Consider the following 16,402-nt stretch of genomic DNA (forward strand, 5'->3'; position numbering starts at 1 on the left):
GTAGCAACGTCTGCCCGGCACACATTGCGAGGAAGAATTGACCCTGCGCCTGCTGGCGGTCCACGCCCACCCCGACGACGAGTCCAGCAAGGGCTCGGCGACCTACGCCTACTACCGCAGCCTCGGCGTCGACGTCCTCGTCGTCAGCTGCACCGGCGGCGAGCAGGGGTCGATCCTCAACGAGCAGCTCGAGGCCCGAGCTCACGCCGAGCGTGACATCGCGGGCCTGCGCGTGCACGAGATGGCGGCCGCCCAGGCGGCGATGGGCATCGACCACCTGTGGCTGGGCTACGCCGATTCGGGCCTGCCGGCCGAGGGCGAGTCGGTCGCGGTCAACTCGTTCTCCACCATCCCGCTCGAGATCAGCGCCGAGCCGCTCGTCGCGATCATCCGTCGGTTCAAGCCGCAGGTGCTGGTGACCTACGACGAGAACGGCGGGTACCCCCACCCCGACCACATCCGCACGCACGAGATCTCGATGGCGGCCTACCGCGACGCCTCCGACCCCGAGCGCTACCCGGCGACCGGCGACGCGTGGCAGATCGACAAGGTCTACTACGACCGCATGTTCAGTGCCGGACGCATCGGCGCGATGATCACGCACCTGCGCGAGAGCGACCCCGAGTCGCCCCTCATCGAGTCGTTGACCGAGATGCTGGCCCGCTTCAGCGACCGGCCCGACCTGGCCACGACCCGCGTGCCGGTCTCCGACTTCTTCCCCGTGCGCGACGCCGCCCTTCGGTCGCACGCCAGCCAGGTGCCGCTCGACAGCGCGTTCTTCTTCTGGCCCCACGACCTCCAGGTCGCCGCCTGGCCCACCGAGGACTTCCAGCTCGTCGAGTCGAACGTCGGGTCCGACCTGCCCGAGGTCGACCTCTTCGCCGGGGTCGTCGACCCCGACACCGGCCTCGTGGGGGTGCAGCGATGAGCGTGCTCTCCGAATCGGTGGTCGCGGTCACGACCCGTCTGCTGGCGCAGCCGCAGACCCCCGACCCGACGCTGCCGCCGTCGACCATCCCCGACGAGGCCGTCACGCCCGGCGTCTGGGGTTTCGTCGCCATCGCGTTCGTCGCCGTCGCGACGGTGCTGATCGTCGTCGACATGACCCGTCGGGTCCGACGCACCCGGTACCGAGGCGAGGTGCGCGAGCGCATCCAGGCCGAGCGCGACGAGGCGACCCTGGCGGCCGCGGCTCTCGACGACGAAGAACTCCCCGGAGACGCCGATCGGCGGGCTCGCCCCGTCGAGGGCGACCTCGACGACGACGGCGACCGCAGGAGGCGCGAGCGCGACTCGTGACCGACGCGACCGGTGCCGGGGTGGCGACCCGCGCCTCCTCGGCTCGGACGACCTCGCGCTAGAAGGTCGGCGGGTCCAGGGCCACGAGCAGGATGCCCGTCCAGTGGCAGAGGTACGCCAGCACCGTCATGGTGTGGAACAGCTCGTGGAATCCGAAGTGCCCCGGTACGGGGTTCGGCCTCTTGATGCCGTAGAACACGGCACCCGCGATGTAGAGCGCGCCGCCGACCAGCACGAGCACCATCATCGCGACGTTCGCGTCGAGCAGGTCGACGATGAACCCCAGGGCGCCGACGCCCAGCAGGACGTAGAGCGGCACGTACAACCACCGCGGCGCGTTCAGGAAGAACACCCGGAAGAGGATGCCCAACACGGCGCCCGTCCAGACGAGCACGAGCAGCGTGACGCCCTTCGACGGCGGCAGGGCGATGACCGCGATCGGCGTGTAGGTGCCGGCGATCAGCAGGAAGATGTTGGCGTGGTCGAGGCGCTTCAGGAAGCGTTTCGCGTTCGGGCTCCACGGGAAGCGGTGGTAGGTCGCCGAGATGCCGAAGAGCAGGAGCGACGTGGTCATGAAGACCGCGCAGGCCCAGGTCGCCGCCACGCCCTGCGCGAGGACGACGAGCACCACGCCGGTCGCGATCGCGACCGGGAAGGTGGCCGCATGGATCCAGCCGCGCCAACTCGGTTTGCGCTCGATGTCGGGGTAGGCGAGGGCGTCGTCGAGCAACGGCAGGTTCGGGATGTCGGCCCCGTCGGACCCGTCTGCCCGGTCGGCCCCGTCGACCTCGTCGGCCCGGAGGCTCGCGCGATCTCCGTCGGTGTGGCTGGTCATGGGGCCGAGCCTAGGGGAGCGTCCGAGGAGGCGGGCTGAGAATCCTCGGCTCTGTGGACGGCCCGCCGTGGGCTACCGTAGCCCTGTGAAAAAGCGCCGTCCCTCTCCCCTCGCCAGGGGAGTCCTGTACGGCCTCTACCAGAACCGCATCCGCCGGAGCCTCGACGGTCAAGAGCTGCCGCACCACGTCGCCATGATCGTCGACGGCAACCGGCGCTGGGCCAAGCAGCGCATGCTCGAGACCGCTGCCCACGGGCACCGCGCGGGTGCCGCGAAGATCAGCGAGTTCCTCACCTGGTGCGACGACCTCGGCATCAAGGTGGTCACGCTGTACCTCCTCTCCGCCGACAACCTCGGCAACCGACAGTCCGACGAGTTGACCGAGCTCTTCGGCATCATCGGCGACGTCGCCGACGAGCTCTCGCGTCAGCGGGACTGGCGCGTGCAGCACGTCGGCGCGACCGACGACCTGCCGCCGGCGCTCTGCTCGGCCCTCCGCGAGGCCCAGGCCCGGACCGCCGACAAGACGGGGCTGCACGTGAACCTCGCCGTCGGCTACGGCGGGCGCCGTGAGATCGCCGACGCCATGCGCAGCATCGTGCGGGCGCACGACGCCGCGGGGGGCACTCTCGACGCCCTGGCCGAGGTGCTCACCCCCGAGCTCATCGCCGACCACCTCTACACCGGCGGCCAACCCGACCCCGACCTCGTGATCCGCACGTCGGGCGAGCAACGCTTGAGCGACTTCATGCTGTGGCAGAGCGCCCACAGCGAGTTCTACTTCGTCGAGGCCTTCTACCCCGACCTGCGCGAGGTCGACTTCCTCCGGGCCGTGCGCGACTTCGCCCTTCGGCACCGGCGCTACGGCAGCTGACGCCCGAGCGGCCGCCGACGCACTGACGGGGCTGGTGTCGGCAACTCCGGAATCCGGCTGCGCCGCGCCTCCTGAGGGGGTTCTGGTGTGTCGTTCTCCTGAGTTGCCGGCTGTGCGCGCGGTGACGGGGCTGGTGTCGGTGACTCCGGAATCCGGCTGCGCCGCGCCTCCAGGTGGGGTTCTGGTGTGTCGTTCTCCTGAGTTGCGGGCCGTGCGCGACTTCGCCCTCCCGCACCGGCGCTACGGCAGCTGACGCCCGAGCGGCCGCCGGCGCGGTGACCGGGCTGGTGCCGGCAACTCCGGAATCCGGCTGCGCCGCGCCTCCAGGTGGGGTTCTGGTGTGTCGTTCTCCTGAGTTGCCGGCCGTGTGCGGGCCTGCCGCGCACGCCCCCGCGCGGACGACCGGACGAGGAGGCGCGGGTCGGCGGACCGCGGACGGCACTACGGTGGACCAGTCACCGCCGCCTAGGAGAACACCGTGAAGACCATCGACGACCTCGCCTCGGGGTTCACCGACGAGCCCGGATACTTCGACTTCGCGAAGTGGGGTCCCATCTCGAGCTCCGTCGCCGACGAGCAGCGCTCGTTGGTCGAGGTGCAGGCGAGGGCCCGCTTCGGGTCCGAGATCGCCCTGACCGAGCAGGCCGGTCGCGTCGGACGGGCGATCTCGTCCCTCGTCGGCTTCGCACCCGACCACGTCGTCTTCCAGCCGAACACGAGCGAAGGGCTCACGCACACGCTGTTCGGTCTCACCGGGCAGGTGCTCATGTCGCCGCGCGACTACCCGAGCATGCCCGTCGCGGCGACCCGCTCCTCCGAGGCCCTGCGCGTGCTCGAGCCGGTCTGGATGGACCTCGACCACGACGTGGTCACGCCGGCCGTGGTGCAGCGTCACCTCACCGACTCGGTCACCGCCGTGGCCGTCAGCCTGGTGGACTACCGCACGGGGTACCTGGTCGACCTCGAGGGCATCCGCCAGGTGATCGGCGACCGGTTGCTGATCGTCGACGCGATCCAGGGGTTCGGTGTGGTCGACGCGCCCTACGCCGTGGCCGACGTCGTGGCGTCGGGCGGTCAGAAGTGGGTCCGCGCCGGGTGGGGGACGGGCTTCCTGGCCCTGAGCGACCGCGCTCTCTCGGCCCTGACACCGGTGTTCAGCGGTGTCGCCGGGAGCGACCTGACCCTCGGCGGCTCGTACCACGGACGGCAGCCGACCCGCCCGGGTGCTGCGGCGTTCCAGCTGACGAATCCCGACCCCATCGCCCAGGCGCGCCTCGCCACGGCCCTCGAGGACCTCGCCGACGTGGGCGTCGCCGCCGTCTCGCGGGCCGTGGCCGAGCGGGCCACGCGGGTGATCGACCTCGCCGACGAGTTCGCGGTGCCGGTGGTCTCGCCGCGCGACGAGGCGGAGCGCGCCGGCATCGTCGTGCTCGAACCCGCCCTCGACCAGATGACGACGCTGACGGCCGCACTGATCAACCACGGGGTCACGGCCACCGTGCGCGACACGACCGTGCGGCTGAGCGTGCACGTGTCCACGGGCGACGATTCGTTCGAGATGCTGCGGGGTGCGTTCACCTCGTTCGGCACGACCGTCTTCTACTAGGCGGGACCGCCCTGCGGGGTGGGGCTCGCGCGCCGCACCCTCGACCGTTACATGAGGGTCGTTCACCTGATCGTCACACGACACGGTGGCGTCGATGATGCGGATGTCGGAGGCGCGTCGTAGGTTCTTCACATCGGGCAAGGAGCCCGATCGAGACGGCCACGAAAGTTCGCCTCGCAACTGCTCCGCGGCCGTCTCTGCCGAAGGTACCCGGGTGCCCAGCCGCCCGAGGACGGAGTGGTCGTGACCGCGTCGAACATCACCTCAACCGAACGCAACACCGCAGCAACGGCGGGGGGTGACCAGTCGGTCGCACAACGCACGTACGTGCTCGACACCTCGGTGTTGCTGTCCGATCCGCAGGCGCTCTTCCGCTTCGCCGAGCACGACGTGGTGCTTCCCGTCGTCGTCGTCAGCGAACTCGAGGGCAAACGTCACGACCCCGAGCTGGGCTACTTCGCGCGTCAAGCCCTGCGCCTGCTCGACGACCTCCGCGTGAAGCACGACCGTCTCGACTTCCCGGTGGCCGTGGGTGACGGGGGCTCCCTGCGGGTCGAGCTCAACCACTCGAACATGTCGGTCCTGCCCTCGGGCCTGCAGTTGAACGACGCCGACTCGCGCATCCTCGCCGTCGCGTCGAACCTCGCCGCCGACGGGCTGGCCGTCACGGTCGTCTCGAAAGACCTGCCCCTGCGGGTGAAGGCCGCGTCGATCGGACTGGCCGCCGAAGAATACCGGGCCGAACAGGTCGTCGACAGCGGGTACACCGGGCAGACCTCGATCGACGTCTCGAGCGAGCAGATGGCCTCGTTCTACGAGTCCGAGAAGATCTCCGCCCGCGCACTCGCGGACGTCCCCGTGAACACCGGGGTGGTGGTGCACTCGGAGCGCGGCTCGGCACTGGGGCGCGTGGTCGCCCGCGGCGAGGCTCGTCTCGTCCGCGGCGATCGCGACGTCTTCGGGCTGCACGGTCGATCGGCCGAGCAGCGCCTCGCGATCGACCTGCTGCTCGACCCCGAGGTGGGCATCGTCTCGCTGGGCGGCAGCGCCGGCACGGGCAAATCGGCCCTCGCTCTCTGCGCCGGCCTCGAGGCCGTCCTCGAGAAGCAGCAGCACAAGAAGATCATGGTGTTCCGCCCGCTCTACGCGGTGGGCGGCCAAGACCTGGGGTTCCTCCCGGGCGACGCCGGCGAGAAGATGAACCCGTGGGCGCAAGCCGTCTTCGACACGCTGGGCGCGATCGTGTCCCAGAACGTCCTCGACGAGGTGGTCGAGCGGGGCATCCTCGAGGTCCTGCCCCTGACGCACATCCGGGGCCGGTCGTTGCACGACGCCTTCGTGATCGTCGACGAGGCGCAGTCCCTCGAGCGCAACGTGCTGCTGACCGTCCTGAGTCGCATCGGCCAGAACTCGCGAGTGGTGCTGACCCACGACGTGGCGCAGCGCGACAACCTGCGCGTCGGCCGGCACGACGGGGTCGCCTCGGTCATCGAGACGCTCAAGGGTCACCCGCTGTTCGGTCACGTGACGCTGACCCGCTCCGAGAGGTCCGCGATCGCCGCCCTCGTCACCGAGATGCTCGAGTCGAACGACCTGGTGTAGCAGGGACGCAGGAGGCGCGGGTCACCTGACCCGCGCCTCCCGCGGTCCGGCGCCGCGGCTCCTGCGGTCTGGCGCCGCGCGTCCGGCGTGTCCGGCGCCGCGCGTCCGGCGTGTCCGGCGCCGCGCGTCCTGCGTGTCTGGCGCCGCGCGTCCTGCGTGTCCGGCGCCGCGCGTCCTGCGGTCTGGCGTCGCGCCTCCTGCGTGTCCGGCACCGCGCGTCGTGTCGGCAACTCCGGCGATCGGCAGGCTGCGAGGAGTCAGGGCCGCACCTGGTCGCCGTTCTCCTGAGTTGCCCACCGGACCGTGCTCGGGGTCGCCTGGTTCTCGGTGGTCCGTGACGAGTCGGCGTCTCGGTGCGACCCGTGCCGTGCTCGACCGGCACGAGGGACCACCTGCCGGTCGGCAACTCAGCAGTCCGACACGGTTCGAGGCCGTGTCGAGGTCGGTGGGCGGTATTCTCCGGACTTGCCAGCATGGTCGGGAACGCCCGGACGGGCGCGGGGCGCGGGCGTGGGCGCGGGCACGGGCGCGCCGCGGGGTCGACGAGCCGCCGTGAGGGACGCCTCGGCCCCACCTCGCGCGACGCGGACGTTCTCCACCGGCGGGCTCTCGTGCGCCGCGGAGGAGGCGCGGGTCGCGTCAGCCTGTCGGCATGCAGCAGATCGCGACCCACGTCAGAAAAGCGGGCGGCGTCCTCCACAAGCGGGATCTCGTCGCCCTCGGAGCCACCGACCGGATGCTCACCGCAGCAGTGCGATCGGGGCACGTTCACCGTGCCCGACGCGGGTGGTACACGACCTTCGCGCCGGGGGACGCACGGTACGAGGCCGTGCGCATCGGGGGCAGGTTGACCGGGACGTCGCTCTTGGCCCTCCTCGGGGCGTGGATGTGGACCACCGTTCCGATCGTCAGCGTCGTGGTGCCCCCTGGAGCCTCACGTCTCCGGGCCAGGCACGGTGCGAGGGTGCTGTGGCGCTCCGACGGGCGCGTGCCCCCTCGTCCGTCACCCGGGACGGTGCCCCGTCCGCCGGATGACGACGAACACGGATCGGAGGACGCACGGCGAGCGGCCTGGGCCGTTCCCGTCGGCACCGCCCTGGTGGACGCCGTGACGGCGGCTCCTCTCGACGAGGCCGTCGCCCTCCTGGACTGGGCGCTGTCGAGCGGTCACTTCTCAGTCGCCGGACTGCACGCGGCCTTCGCCGAGGCTCCTGCGGATGTGAGGGGCATCGTCGACTGGGCCGATCCGCGGAGCGAGAGCTTCATCGAGAGCGTCATGCGGGTGACGTTCGCCGACCTGGGGCACCGCGTCGAGTCCCAGACCCGGGTCGACCCGGAGGATCGCCGCCGCATCGACGTCGTCGTCGACGGTGTCGTCGCCCTCGAACTCGACGGGCGCAGGTGGCACGGCGACACGTTCGACGCGGACCGTCTGAAGGACCTCGCGATCACGGTCCAGGGACGAACCGCCCTTCGAGCGAGCTACGAGATGGTGCGCGACCATCGATCGCTCATCGTCGAGGCCGTGCACGCGGTGCTCGACGACGCCCGGCGACCTCGACGGCGACTCGTCGTGACGATGGGCCGTGCCCCCCGTCCGCGAACCCGGCGCACGCGAGGTCGACGCCCGTGGCATCTGGTCCGACCAGCTCGGGGACGTACTCCGCCGCCGGGTCGGTCAGGATCGGCGTCGGCTTCGTCATCAGGAGCATCGTGAGCTCGCCGGAAGGTCTCGTGGACGAGTCGGTGTCGCCGGACGGGACGGGCTCGCCGGACGGGACGGTGTCGCTGGACGAGACGGTGTCCCCGGACGGAACGGTGTCCCCGGACGGGACGGGCTCGCCGGACGGGACGCGCCCGTCGGACGGGGAAGCGGTTCGAGGCGGTGATGGGCCGCGACAGGAGCGCACGCAGGCCCTCGAAGCAGTCGCCGCGGCTGCACTGTCGGCGGTCACGGTCGCTGCCGCCACACTGCATGCCGGTCCCCTCACGGGCGCGAGCGCCGGGGCGGTGATGCTCGTCGGGTGTCTCGGAGTCGCAGCCGTGACTCCGGCCCTGGTCCGGATCGACATCGCCGAGCGTCGACTGCCGAACGTCCTCGTCGGAGTGGCCGCGGGTGCGTGGGGGGTGTCGACCGTCCTGCTCGTCGCAGGGGGCGGTATCGCCACGGCGGCCACGAGCTTGGCCTTCGCCCTGGTCGCCGCCGGGCTCGGCCTGGTGGCTGCCATCGCCGGCGGCCTGGGCATGGGGGACGTCAAGCTCGGCGCCGTGTTGAGCGGACTCGTCGCGACGGGTAGCCCGGCGGCCCTCCTGGGTCTCTGGGCTCTTGCCGGAACGTTTGCGATCGGTGTGGCCGGCGTTCGGACGTTGGGCTCGAGGCCGCGACGGGCCGGCACGCCTCCGCGGCCAGGGCTGGCATCGGTCAGCCGAGGCATCCCTTTCGGGCCGTGCCTGCTCGCGGCGTTCTGGTGTGTCGTGGCCAGCCCGTCGGTGGCCGTCGCCGTCGATGCCGTCGTGACGGTTCCGTGAGGTCCGCGTCGCGGCGTGCCACCGTCGACGGGAACGGGAACGGGAACGGGAACGGGAACGAGAACGGGAACGGGAACGGGAACGGGAACGGGAACGGGAACGGGAACGCGAACAGGCAGGCGAGAGAGGGTAGAGAAGCCGAAACGCCGAGGAGGCGCGTGTCCGTCGATGACGGACGCGCGCCTCCTCGACGTGCTGTGGTCCGGGCCGGCCGGGGATGGGCTCAGGCCGGAGGGCTCGACCCGGACCGCTCTGGGCTGGACGCAGGCCGGAGGCTCAGCCCGGGTGGGTCATGCTGAGCACGTCGAGTGCGGTGTCGAGCTGCTGCTCGGTGACCTCGCCCCGCTCGACGAACCCGAGATCGACGACGGCCTCGCGAACGGTGAGCTTCTGGGCCACCGCGTGCTTGGCCACCTTCGCCGCGGCCTCGTAGCCGATGACGCGGTTCAGCGGCGTCACGATCGACGGAGACGACTCGGCGAGGGCCCGGGCGTGCTCGACGTTGGCCTCGAGGCCGTCGACGGTCTTGTCCGCCAGCGCTCGGGTGGCGTTCGAGAGCAGGCGGATCGACTCGAGCAACGCCGTCCCCATCACGGGGATCGCCACGTTGAGTTCGAAGGCTCCGGACGCGCCGGCCCAGGCGATCGTCGCGTCGTTGCCGATCACCCGTGCCGAGACCATGAGGACGGCCTCGGGGATGACCGGGTTGACCTTGCCCGGCATGATCGACGAGCCGGGCTGCAGGTCGGGGATGTGCAGCTCGCCGAGACCCGCGTTGGGCCCCGAGCCCATCCAGCGGATGTCGTTGTTGATCTTGGTGAGGCTCACGGCGAGCACGCGCAAGGCACCGGAGGCCTCGACGAGCGCGTCGCGGGCCCCCTGCGCCTCGAAGTGGTCGAGCGCCTCGGTGACGGGCAGCCCGCTGTCGTCCGCGAGGGCGGCGATGACCCGCTGCGGGAAGCCTTGGGGCGTGTTGATGCCGGTGCCGGTGGCCGTTCCGCCCAGGGGGACCTCTGCCACGCGCGGCAGGGCGCTCTGCACCCGTTCGATCGCGAGACGGATCTGGCGGGCGTAGCCGCCGAACTCCTGCCCGAGCGTGACCGGCGTGGCGTCCATGAGGTGGGTGCGGCCCGCCTTCACCACGTCGGACCAGGCCGTGGCCTTCTTCTCGAGGGCGACCGCCAGGTGGTCGAGGGCGGGCACCAGGTCGTGCAGCAGCGCGCCCGTGACGGCGACGTGCACCGAGGTCGGGAACACGTCGTTCGACGACTGCGACGCGTTGACGTGGTCGTTGGGGTGGACGGCGACGCCGTCGACCGTTCCGGCGAGGGTGGCGAGTACCTCGTTCATGTTCATGTTCGAGGACGTGCCGCTGCCGGTCTGGTAGACGTCGACCGGGAACTGGTCGTGATGGCTGCCACCGATGATCTGGTCCGCGGCCGAGACGATCGCATCGGCGACGGGTCGGTCGATGATGCCCATCTCGCCGTTCACCAGGGCGGCCGCGCGCTTGATGCGAGCGAGCGCGACGATCTGCGCCGGCTCGAGACCGGCCCCGCTGATGGGGAAGTTCTCGACGGCACGCTGCGTCTGGGCGCGGTAGAGGGCCGATGCGGGCACCCGCACCTCGCCCATCGTGTCGTGCTCGATGCGATACTCGGTCTCGGATGTGGTCACGACGTCGTGGTCCTTTCCTCGGGCCCTGCCGGGCTGCTGCGCCCGTGGAGGGCGCGGGGCGTCGGAGCGTTCGCCCCGACTCGGTTCAGAGTCGGCCGACGACGACCGAAGGGTCGACCCGCCCGTTGGCGAGGTCGTAGTTCGCGCCGACCACGGCCAACTTACCGTCCGCGACGGCGGACGCGATGAGGGCGGACCGGTCGACGAGCGTGCGGACCGACGCCTCGATGTGCAATTGGCCGACCGTGCGGGGGTCGAGGTCGGCACCCGTCTCGAGGTCGAGCTGGGCACGCTCGACCGACGGCATGATCATGTCGATCAGCCCACCCAGGAAGGCCGACCCGGGGGCGGCGTCGGAACCGATGGAGTCGATGGCCGAAGCGACGGCGCCGCAGCTGTCGTGGCCGAGCACCACGATGAGGGGGACGTGGAGCACCGAGACCGCGAACTCGAGCGAGGCGATGACGGTGTCGCCGACCACCTGTCCGGCGTTGCGCACGACGAAGAGGTCACCGAGGCCGACGTCGAAGATGATCTCGGCGGCCAGTCGCGAGTCGGCGCATCCGAAGAGGGCTGCCACGGGCTCTTGACCGGCAGCGAGGGACGATCGCCGGTCACTGTCCTGGTGGGGGTGGCGAGGTGCCCCCTCGACGAAGCGGTGGTTGCCGTCCACCATCCGGCTCCATGCCGTCCCCGGCTCGGACGCGCTCGCCGGCGCGATGGCCGAGACGTCCGTGGGCAGGGACGTCGCGGTGTTCTCGGGTGCGGAAGGGGCCGCGGTGGCGGGCACACCGGCGGCGGGGTCGTGTCGGGTCACGTCATTCGCTTTCTTGGCTGGAGATCTGCTCGGCCAGGGAGGTGGCCAGGACGTCGAACTCGGCGTCGTCGGCCGTGCCGTAGAGCACGTACGAGCTGCGGTCGACCGTGGTGGTCAGGGCATAGGCGTAGTTGCCCGGGTCGTCGGCGTCGCGCCGATCGTAGACGTCCCAGGTCAGACCGCCGATCGACCGGGTCGACGTCGCCGCCGCGTTCTGCACCTGCAGGCTGACCCAGGTCGGATTGGCGTCGATGCCCTGTTCGAGCCCGATGAACTGCTGGGCCGGCGTGATCAACCCCACGTACCAGGTCGGTACGTCGTCGCGGGTCGTGGAGCGGACCTCGGCGGCGTTCGAGCTCCAGCCGTCGGGCAGCGGAGGCGCGGCCAGGGGGGCGTCGACGCTCGCCTGGGCCTGCGACGCGACCTGGACGTAGTCGATCTCCTGCCGGTTCACCGTGCCACTCGGGCGGACCACGACGAGCACCAGGAAGAGCACGATGCCGAGCGAGGCGACGATCGACAGGGTCAGGTTGATCGCCGTCTGGTTCGCGTAGTGCTTGCGGGTGTTCTCGGCCTTGCGCGCGGCGGTCTCGTCCGGGGTCTCGGGTCGGCCGAGTTCGGCGACGATGCGGGGCTCTCGGGGGCGTCGCGAGCCCCGGGGGCCGCCGTCGGAGGGGGAGGTCATTCTGCCGACACCTGACGGCGGGCCGCCTCGAGGCGCTCGCGCGCCCCCATCAACCATTCTTCGCAGCGCCGGGCGAGCGCCTCGCCGCGTTCCCAGAGGGCCAGCGAGCGCTCGAGGGTCGAGGCGCCCTGCTCGAGTTCGGACACGACGGACACGAGCTCGTCGCGGGCCTGCTCGTAGCTGAGCGACGAGACGTCGGGCGGGGTGCTGGTCGGGGTGGTGTCCACGTGACGATCCTAACGAGGGGTGCTGGCGGAGGTCGTGGCGGACGCCACGGGTGACGACTCGTCGGGAGCGTCGGAGCCTGGGGAGGAGGCGCCGGTGCTGACGGCGCCCACCGCGCCTCCGTCGGTGGTCACGAGCAGGCGCGTCTCCGCGGGGGCCTCGGCGGGGGACCGCAACACCCCGCCCGACGGCAGCTGCACGATCGCGTAACCGCGGCGCAGCGTGCCCTGCGGCGACAGGGCGCGCAGCTGGGCCGTGAGCTCCGAGACGCGGGTGTGCGCGCTCTCGACGGCCCGGCCGACGAGTTCTTCGCCGCGGGCCACCGCCCGGACGACCTCGTCGGCCCGGACGTCGACGAGGGTCTGGGGCGACGCCAGCACCGGCCGGCTGTGGATCTGTTCGAGCCGGTCGATCTCGGTGGCGACCAGCGAGGTCAGACGCACTCCGATGCGGGTGCGCGCCTGTTGCACGCGCGACAGTTCTTCGGTCACGTCGGGGACGACCCGTTTCGCGGCGTCGGTGGGCGTGGACGCGCGCAGGTCGGCGACGTCGTCGAGCAGCGGCCGGTCCGCCTCGTGCCCGATGGCGCTGACGACCGGCGTGGTGCACTCCGAGACGGCGCGGACGAGGCCTTCGTCGCTGAAGCCGAGGAGGTTCTGGAAATCGCCGCCGCCTCGCGCGACGATGATGACGTCGACCTCGTCGTCGGCGTCGAGGCGCTGGATCGCCGCCGTGACCTCGCCGACCATGCGATCGCCCTGCACCGCGGCGTGCACGACGCGGAACGAGACCGAGGGCCATCTCAGCTGGGCGTTGCGCAGGACGTCTTTCTCGGCGTCGCTGTCCTTGCCGGTGACGAGGCCGATGCAGCCGGGAAGGAACGGCAGGGCTCGCTTGCGCTCGGGGGAGAAGAGCCCCTCGGCCGTGAGCTGGCGTCGGAGGCGCTCGAGTCGTTCGAGGAGGTCGCCGAGCCCGACGTGGCGCATGTCGAAGACCTGCATCGTGAGGCTGCCGCCCTTGACCCAGTAGTTCGGCTTGACGGCGGCGATGACCCGGTCGCCCTGCTTGAGGTCGGCGGGTACGCGTGACTTCACGCTGGACCAGATCGAGAACGAGACGGTCGCGTCTTGTTCGAGGTCGCGGAGCTTGCCGTAGACGTTCCCGCCCGAGACGTTCCACTGGGTGATCTCGCCCTCGACCCAGGCCGTCCCGAGGCGGTCGATCCAGTCGCGCACCTTGCTCGCGAGGAGCCCGACGGGCCACGGGGACTCGGCGGTGGGGGGAGGGGGAACGATCGTCATGGAGCTCCGTTCGAGGGGTGGTCGACACCGGCAGGACGAGCGGCGACCCCGGTGATCGACCGGCCGCGCGGTCGCTCCCAGTACGCGACCAGTCCGGCACACCTAGACTCGTCGGGTGAGCCACATCTCCAACGGCGCCCTCGCCATCGACCTGCCGACACCGCGTGTTCCTGCGGTGCGGAACAGGCTAAAGGATACCCCCGTCAACGGACGCAAGCAGGTGCTGCTCGCGGCACCCCGCGGGTACTGCGCCGGCGTCGACCGCGCCGTCATCGCGGTCGAGAAAGCCCTCGAGCACTACGGCGCGCCCGTCTACGTCCGCAAGCAGATCGTCCACAACGTGCACGTGGTCGCGACCCTCGAGAGCCAGGGGGCCATCTTCGTCGACGAGGTCGACGAGGTCCCCCCGGGGTCGCACATCGTCTTCAGCGCGCACGGCGTCTCGCCGGCCGTCGTGAAGGGTGCGGCGGATCGCGAGCTGCAGGCCATCGACGCGACCTGCCCCCTCGTCACGAAGGTCCACCGCGAGGCCGTGCGCTTCGGCAACCAGGGCCGGCACATCATCCTGATCGGCCACGCCGGGCACGAAGAGGTCGAGGGCACGATGGGCCACGCGGCGGATCGCACCACCCTCGTGCAGAACCCGGGCGAGGTCGACGACCTCGTCGTCGCCGACCCCGACAACCTCGTCTGGCTGTCGCAGACCACCCTCAGCGTCGACGAGACGATGGAGACCGTGCGTCGACTGCGTGAGCGGTTCCCGAACATCCAGAACCCCCCGAGCGACGACATCTGCTACGCCACGCAGAACCGCCAGGTCGCCATCAAGAAGGTCGCCCAGGGCGCCGACCTCGTCATCGTCGTCGGATCGGCGAACAGCTCCAACAGCGTGCGTCTCGTCGAGGTCGCCCTCGAGCACGGCGCCAAGGCCGCCTACCGCGTCGACTACACGAACGAGATCAAGCAGGAGTGGCTCGACGGCGTCGAGACGGTGGGGGTCACCTCCGGCGCGTCGGTTCCCGAGGTGCTCGTCGACGAGGTGCTGGCCGACCTGTCGGACGCCGGCTACGTCGACGTCCACGAGGTCGTCACGGCTGAGGAAGACCTGATGTTCTCACTGCCGAAAGAGCTGCGGAAAGACGCGACGGGCCAGGTCGACGCCCGCGGCCTCGGCGGTCGCACCCGATGACCGACGACCGACCGAAGCCGCGCTACGGCGAGTACGCGCCCGAGGGCTGGGTCAATCCGGCCGCGGCCGAGGCCGACGCCACCGAGGAGGCGCGGGTCGCCGGTCAGGACGCCCGGCCCGCGGTCTCGACCGACGTCCGCCCCGGTGACGAGACCCGCACCGCGCCTCCTGCGCTCTCGACCGGGCGGCGCATCGACCGGGTGGCGACGTTCGCCCTGATCGGACTGGGAGCCTTCGGGGCGATCCAGGCCGTCGCCCGCGTGCCCGGTTACGCGACGACGCAGCTCGCCCAGTTCGAGACGTTCGGGCTCGACCTCTCGGGGTTCGGCTCGTCCGCTGCGCTGCAGACCTTCGGGGTCGTCATGGCCGTGTTGGCCGTGACGCTGTTCGCCGTCTCGACCTGGTGGACCCTCCGGCGGCTGCGCGCCGGGCGTCTCGGCTTCGTGGTGCCCCTCGTCGCCGGTGTGGTCTTCGGCCTCGTGCAGGGCTTCGGGGCGGCAGCGATCTTGATGGGCGATCCGGCTTTCGCCGAGGCGATGCAGAGCTTCACGAACGACTACTTCTCGGGGTCGAACTGACGTCCACCCCTCGCTCCCACGACGAAGCCCCCGAGCACTCGCTCGGGGGCTTCGTCGTGCGACCAGGAGGCGCGGGTCAGCTCGCCGACTGACCGTACGACCCGAGCTGCTTCGTCGCCTCGACGACGCGGGCGGCCATGGCGCTCTCGGCGACCTTGCCCCAGGCGCGGGGGTCGTACTGTTTCTTGTTGCCGACCTCGCCGTCGACCTTGAGGAACCCGTCGTAGTTCTTCAACACGGTGTCGGCGATGGACCGGCTGAAGGCGTACTGCGTGTCGGTGTCGAGGTTCATCTTGACGACGCCGTTCGAGACTGCCTCGGCGATCTCGGCGTCGGACGACCCCGAACCACCGTGGAAGACGAGTTCGAGGGGCTTCGCGGCGGTGCCGAACTTCTCTTGGATGCCCTGCTGGATCTCGCCGAGCAGTTCGGGACGCAGCTTGACGTTGCCCGGCTTGTACACGCCGTGCACGTTGCCGAAGGTGAGGGCGGCGATGTAGCGGCCGTGTTCGCCGAGGCCGAGCGCCTCGACCACGCGGGTGACGTCGCCCACCGTGGTGTAGAGCGCGTCGTTGGTGCCTTCGTGCTGCACGCCGTCTTCTTCGCCGCCGACGACGCCGATCTCGACCTCGAGGATGGCGTTGATGGCCTTGGTGCGCTTCAGCATGTCCTGCGCGATCGAGATGTTCTCGTCGAGCGGGACGGCCGAGCCGTCCCACATGTGCGACTGGAACAGCGGGTTGCGACCGGCCCGGACCTCTTCTTCGGAGGCGGCGATCAGCGGGAGCACGAAGCCGTCGAGGGCGTCCTTCGGGCAGTGGTCGGTGTGGAGGGCGACGGTCACCGGGTAGTTCTTCGCGACCTCGGTCGCGAACTTGGCGAAGGCGATGGCTCCCGCGGCGCGGTTCTTGACGGTGTGGCCGGCGAAGTAGTCGGCGCCGCCGGTGGTGACCTGGATGATGCCGTCGCTGCCCGCTTCGGTCAGGCCCTGCAGCACGGAGTTGATCGTCTGCGACGACGAGACGTTGACGGCGGGGTAGGCGAAGCCCTTGTTCTTCGCCTTGTCGAGCATCTCGGCGTACTGCTCGGGGGTTGCGACGGGCATTGAATCTCCTTCGATCACGGCTGGTGGCTCATCCACCCTAGTCAGCGCACGTCTGTTCGTCCTGGTCGTCGAAGCCCGGT

Annotated in this window: 16 protein-coding genes; 8 read left to right on the plus strand and 8 right to left on the minus strand. The window is 70.8% G+C overall.

Features of this window, described 5'->3' with window-relative positions; translation table 11 throughout:
• The first annotated feature begins 37 nt into the window (after positions 1-37).
• Both mca and ARTHRO9V_RS03615 read left to right on the plus strand, forming a co-directional pair.
• Positions 38-928, plus strand: a complete 891-nt coding sequence (gene mca / locus ARTHRO9V_RS03610) for a mycothiol conjugate amidase Mca (RefSeq protein WP_192122780.1) — start codon at positions 38-40, stop codon at positions 926-928.
• Positions 925-1,299: a hypothetical protein gene (locus tag ARTHRO9V_RS03615; RefSeq protein WP_056048802.1), complete on the plus strand. Its 375-nt coding sequence runs from the start codon at positions 925-927 to the stop codon at positions 1,297-1,299. The genes mca and ARTHRO9V_RS03615 overlap by 4 nt, the downstream gene beginning before the upstream one ends.
• Before the next feature lie 58 nt (positions 1,300-1,357).
• On the opposite strand, the gene ARTHRO9V_RS03620 is transcribed toward ARTHRO9V_RS03615, so the two are convergent.
• The gene (locus ARTHRO9V_RS03620; RefSeq protein WP_159825635.1) at positions 1,358-2,134 is read right to left on the minus strand and encodes a hemolysin III family protein; all 777 of its coding nucleotides are present in this window, start codon (positions 2,132-2,134) and stop codon (positions 1,358-1,360) included.
• 85 nt (positions 2,135-2,219) lie between these two features.
• Here ARTHRO9V_RS03620 and ARTHRO9V_RS03625 point away from each other — a divergent pair, with 85 nt between their 5' ends.
• The 3 genes from ARTHRO9V_RS03625 (at position 2,220) to ARTHRO9V_RS03635 (ending at position 6,216) form a co-directional block, all read left to right on the plus strand.
• Positions 2,220-3,008 carry an isoprenyl transferase gene (locus ARTHRO9V_RS03625; protein ID WP_043597826.1) on the plus strand — a complete coding sequence of 263 codons (789 nt, stop codon included), beginning with the start codon at positions 2,220-2,222 and terminating at the stop codon, positions 3,006-3,008.
• A 478-nt stretch (positions 3,009-3,486) separates the two neighbouring features.
• Positions 3,487-4,614, plus strand: a complete 1,128-nt coding sequence (locus ARTHRO9V_RS03630) for an aminotransferase class V-fold PLP-dependent enzyme (protein ID WP_056048799.1) — start codon at positions 3,487-3,489, stop codon at positions 4,612-4,614.
• A 258-nt stretch (positions 4,615-4,872) separates the two neighbouring features.
• Entirely contained in the window at positions 4,873-6,216 is a 1,344-nt protein-coding gene (locus ARTHRO9V_RS03635; protein WP_236557068.1) for a PhoH family protein, read from the plus strand.
• A gap of 1,174 nt (positions 6,217-7,390) precedes the next feature.
• Here ARTHRO9V_RS03635 and ARTHRO9V_RS03640 read toward each other — a convergent pair.
• Complete coding sequence (locus ARTHRO9V_RS03640) at positions 7,391-7,747, minus strand: hypothetical protein (protein ID WP_159825637.1); 357 nt, start codon at positions 7,745-7,747, stop codon at positions 7,391-7,393.
• A gap of 512 nt (positions 7,748-8,259) precedes the next feature.
• On the opposite strand from ARTHRO9V_RS03640, the gene ARTHRO9V_RS03645 reads away from it, so the two are divergent.
• Positions 8,260-8,745, plus strand: a complete 486-nt coding sequence (locus ARTHRO9V_RS03645) for a hypothetical protein (protein ID WP_159825639.1) — start codon at positions 8,260-8,262, stop codon at positions 8,743-8,745.
• 276 nt (positions 8,746-9,021) lie between these two features.
• Here the strand turns inward: ARTHRO9V_RS03645 and ARTHRO9V_RS03650 are convergent, their stop codons facing one another.
• From ARTHRO9V_RS03650 to xseA, 5 genes are all read right to left on the minus strand, one after another.
• Complete coding sequence (locus ARTHRO9V_RS03650; RefSeq protein WP_255350807.1) at positions 9,022-10,422, minus strand: class II fumarate hydratase; 1,401 nt, start codon at positions 10,420-10,422, stop codon at positions 9,022-9,024.
• An 85-nt stretch (positions 10,423-10,507) separates the two neighbouring features.
• The gene (locus ARTHRO9V_RS03655; RefSeq protein WP_056049244.1) at positions 10,508-11,098 is read right to left on the minus strand and encodes a carbonic anhydrase; all 591 of its coding nucleotides are present in this window, start codon (positions 11,096-11,098) and stop codon (positions 10,508-10,510) included.
• 142 nt (positions 11,099-11,240) lie between these two features.
• Positions 11,241-11,924: a DUF4245 domain-containing protein gene (locus ARTHRO9V_RS03660; RefSeq protein WP_056048791.1), complete on the minus strand. Its 684-nt coding sequence runs from the start codon at positions 11,922-11,924 to the stop codon at positions 11,241-11,243.
• A complete protein-coding gene (locus ARTHRO9V_RS03665) occupies positions 11,921-12,151 on the minus strand; it encodes an exodeoxyribonuclease VII small subunit (RefSeq protein ID WP_123571591.1) in 231 nt (76 codons plus the stop codon). The genes ARTHRO9V_RS03660 and ARTHRO9V_RS03665 overlap by 4 nt, the downstream gene beginning before the upstream one ends.
• Positions 12,152-12,160: 9 nt before the next feature.
• Positions 12,161-13,450 carry an exodeoxyribonuclease VII large subunit gene (gene xseA, locus ARTHRO9V_RS03670; protein WP_159825641.1) on the minus strand — a complete coding sequence of 430 codons (1,290 nt, stop codon included), beginning with the start codon at positions 13,448-13,450 and terminating at the stop codon, positions 12,161-12,163.
• Positions 13,451-13,574: 124 nt separating this feature from the next.
• Here xseA and ARTHRO9V_RS03675 point away from each other — a divergent pair, with 124 nt between their 5' ends.
• The gene (locus ARTHRO9V_RS03675) at positions 13,575-14,639 is read left to right on the plus strand and encodes a 4-hydroxy-3-methylbut-2-enyl diphosphate reductase (RefSeq protein WP_233568507.1); all 1,065 of its coding nucleotides are present in this window, start codon (positions 13,575-13,577) and stop codon (positions 14,637-14,639) included.
• Positions 14,636-15,217 (plus strand): DUF6264 family protein, encoded by a 582-nt coding sequence (locus tag ARTHRO9V_RS03680; RefSeq protein WP_159825643.1) that lies wholly within the window; start codon positions 14,636-14,638, stop codon positions 15,215-15,217. Before ARTHRO9V_RS03675 ends, ARTHRO9V_RS03680 begins: the two co-directional genes overlap by 4 nt.
• A gap of 76 nt (positions 15,218-15,293) precedes the next feature.
• Here the strand turns inward: ARTHRO9V_RS03680 and fbaA are convergent, their stop codons facing one another.
• The gene (gene fbaA, locus ARTHRO9V_RS03685) at positions 15,294-16,322 is read right to left on the minus strand and encodes a class II fructose-bisphosphate aldolase (protein ID WP_159825645.1); all 1,029 of its coding nucleotides are present in this window, start codon (positions 16,320-16,322) and stop codon (positions 15,294-15,296) included.
• Positions 16,323-16,402 lie beyond the last annotated feature (80 nt).

Origin of the sequence: Frigoribacterium sp. 9N (assembly GCF_902506305.1) — a bacterium.
Classification (GTDB): Bacteria; Actinomycetota; Actinomycetes; order Actinomycetales; family Microbacteriaceae; genus Frigoribacterium.

Bases quoted from the DNA above. Each gene is read 5' to 3' on its own strand.
- fbaA (WP_159825645.1), bottom strand. From the start codon at position 16,322: ATGCCCGTCGCAACCCCCGAGCAGTACGCCGAGATGCTCGACAAGGCG.
- ARTHRO9V_RS03620 (WP_159825635.1), bottom strand. From the start codon at position 2,134: ATGACCAGCCACACCGACGGAGATCGCGCGAGCCTCCGGGCCGACGAG.
- ARTHRO9V_RS03615 (WP_056048802.1), top strand. From the start codon at position 925: ATGAGCGTGCTCTCCGAATCGGTGGTCGCGGTCACGACCCGTCTGCTG.
- ARTHRO9V_RS03680 (WP_159825643.1), top strand. From the start codon at position 14,636: ATGACCGACGACCGACCGAAGCCGCGCTACGGCGAGTACGCGCCCGAG.
- ARTHRO9V_RS03660 (WP_056048791.1), bottom strand. From the start codon at position 11,924: ATGACCTCCCCCTCCGACGGCGGCCCCCGGGGCTCGCGACGCCCCCGA.
- xseA (WP_159825641.1), bottom strand. From the start codon at position 13,450: ATGACGATCGTTCCCCCTCCCCCCACCGCCGAGTCCCCGTGGCCCGTC.
- ARTHRO9V_RS03655 (WP_056049244.1), bottom strand. From the start codon at position 11,098: ATGGTGGACGGCAACCACCGCTTCGTCGAGGGGGCACCTCGCCACCCC.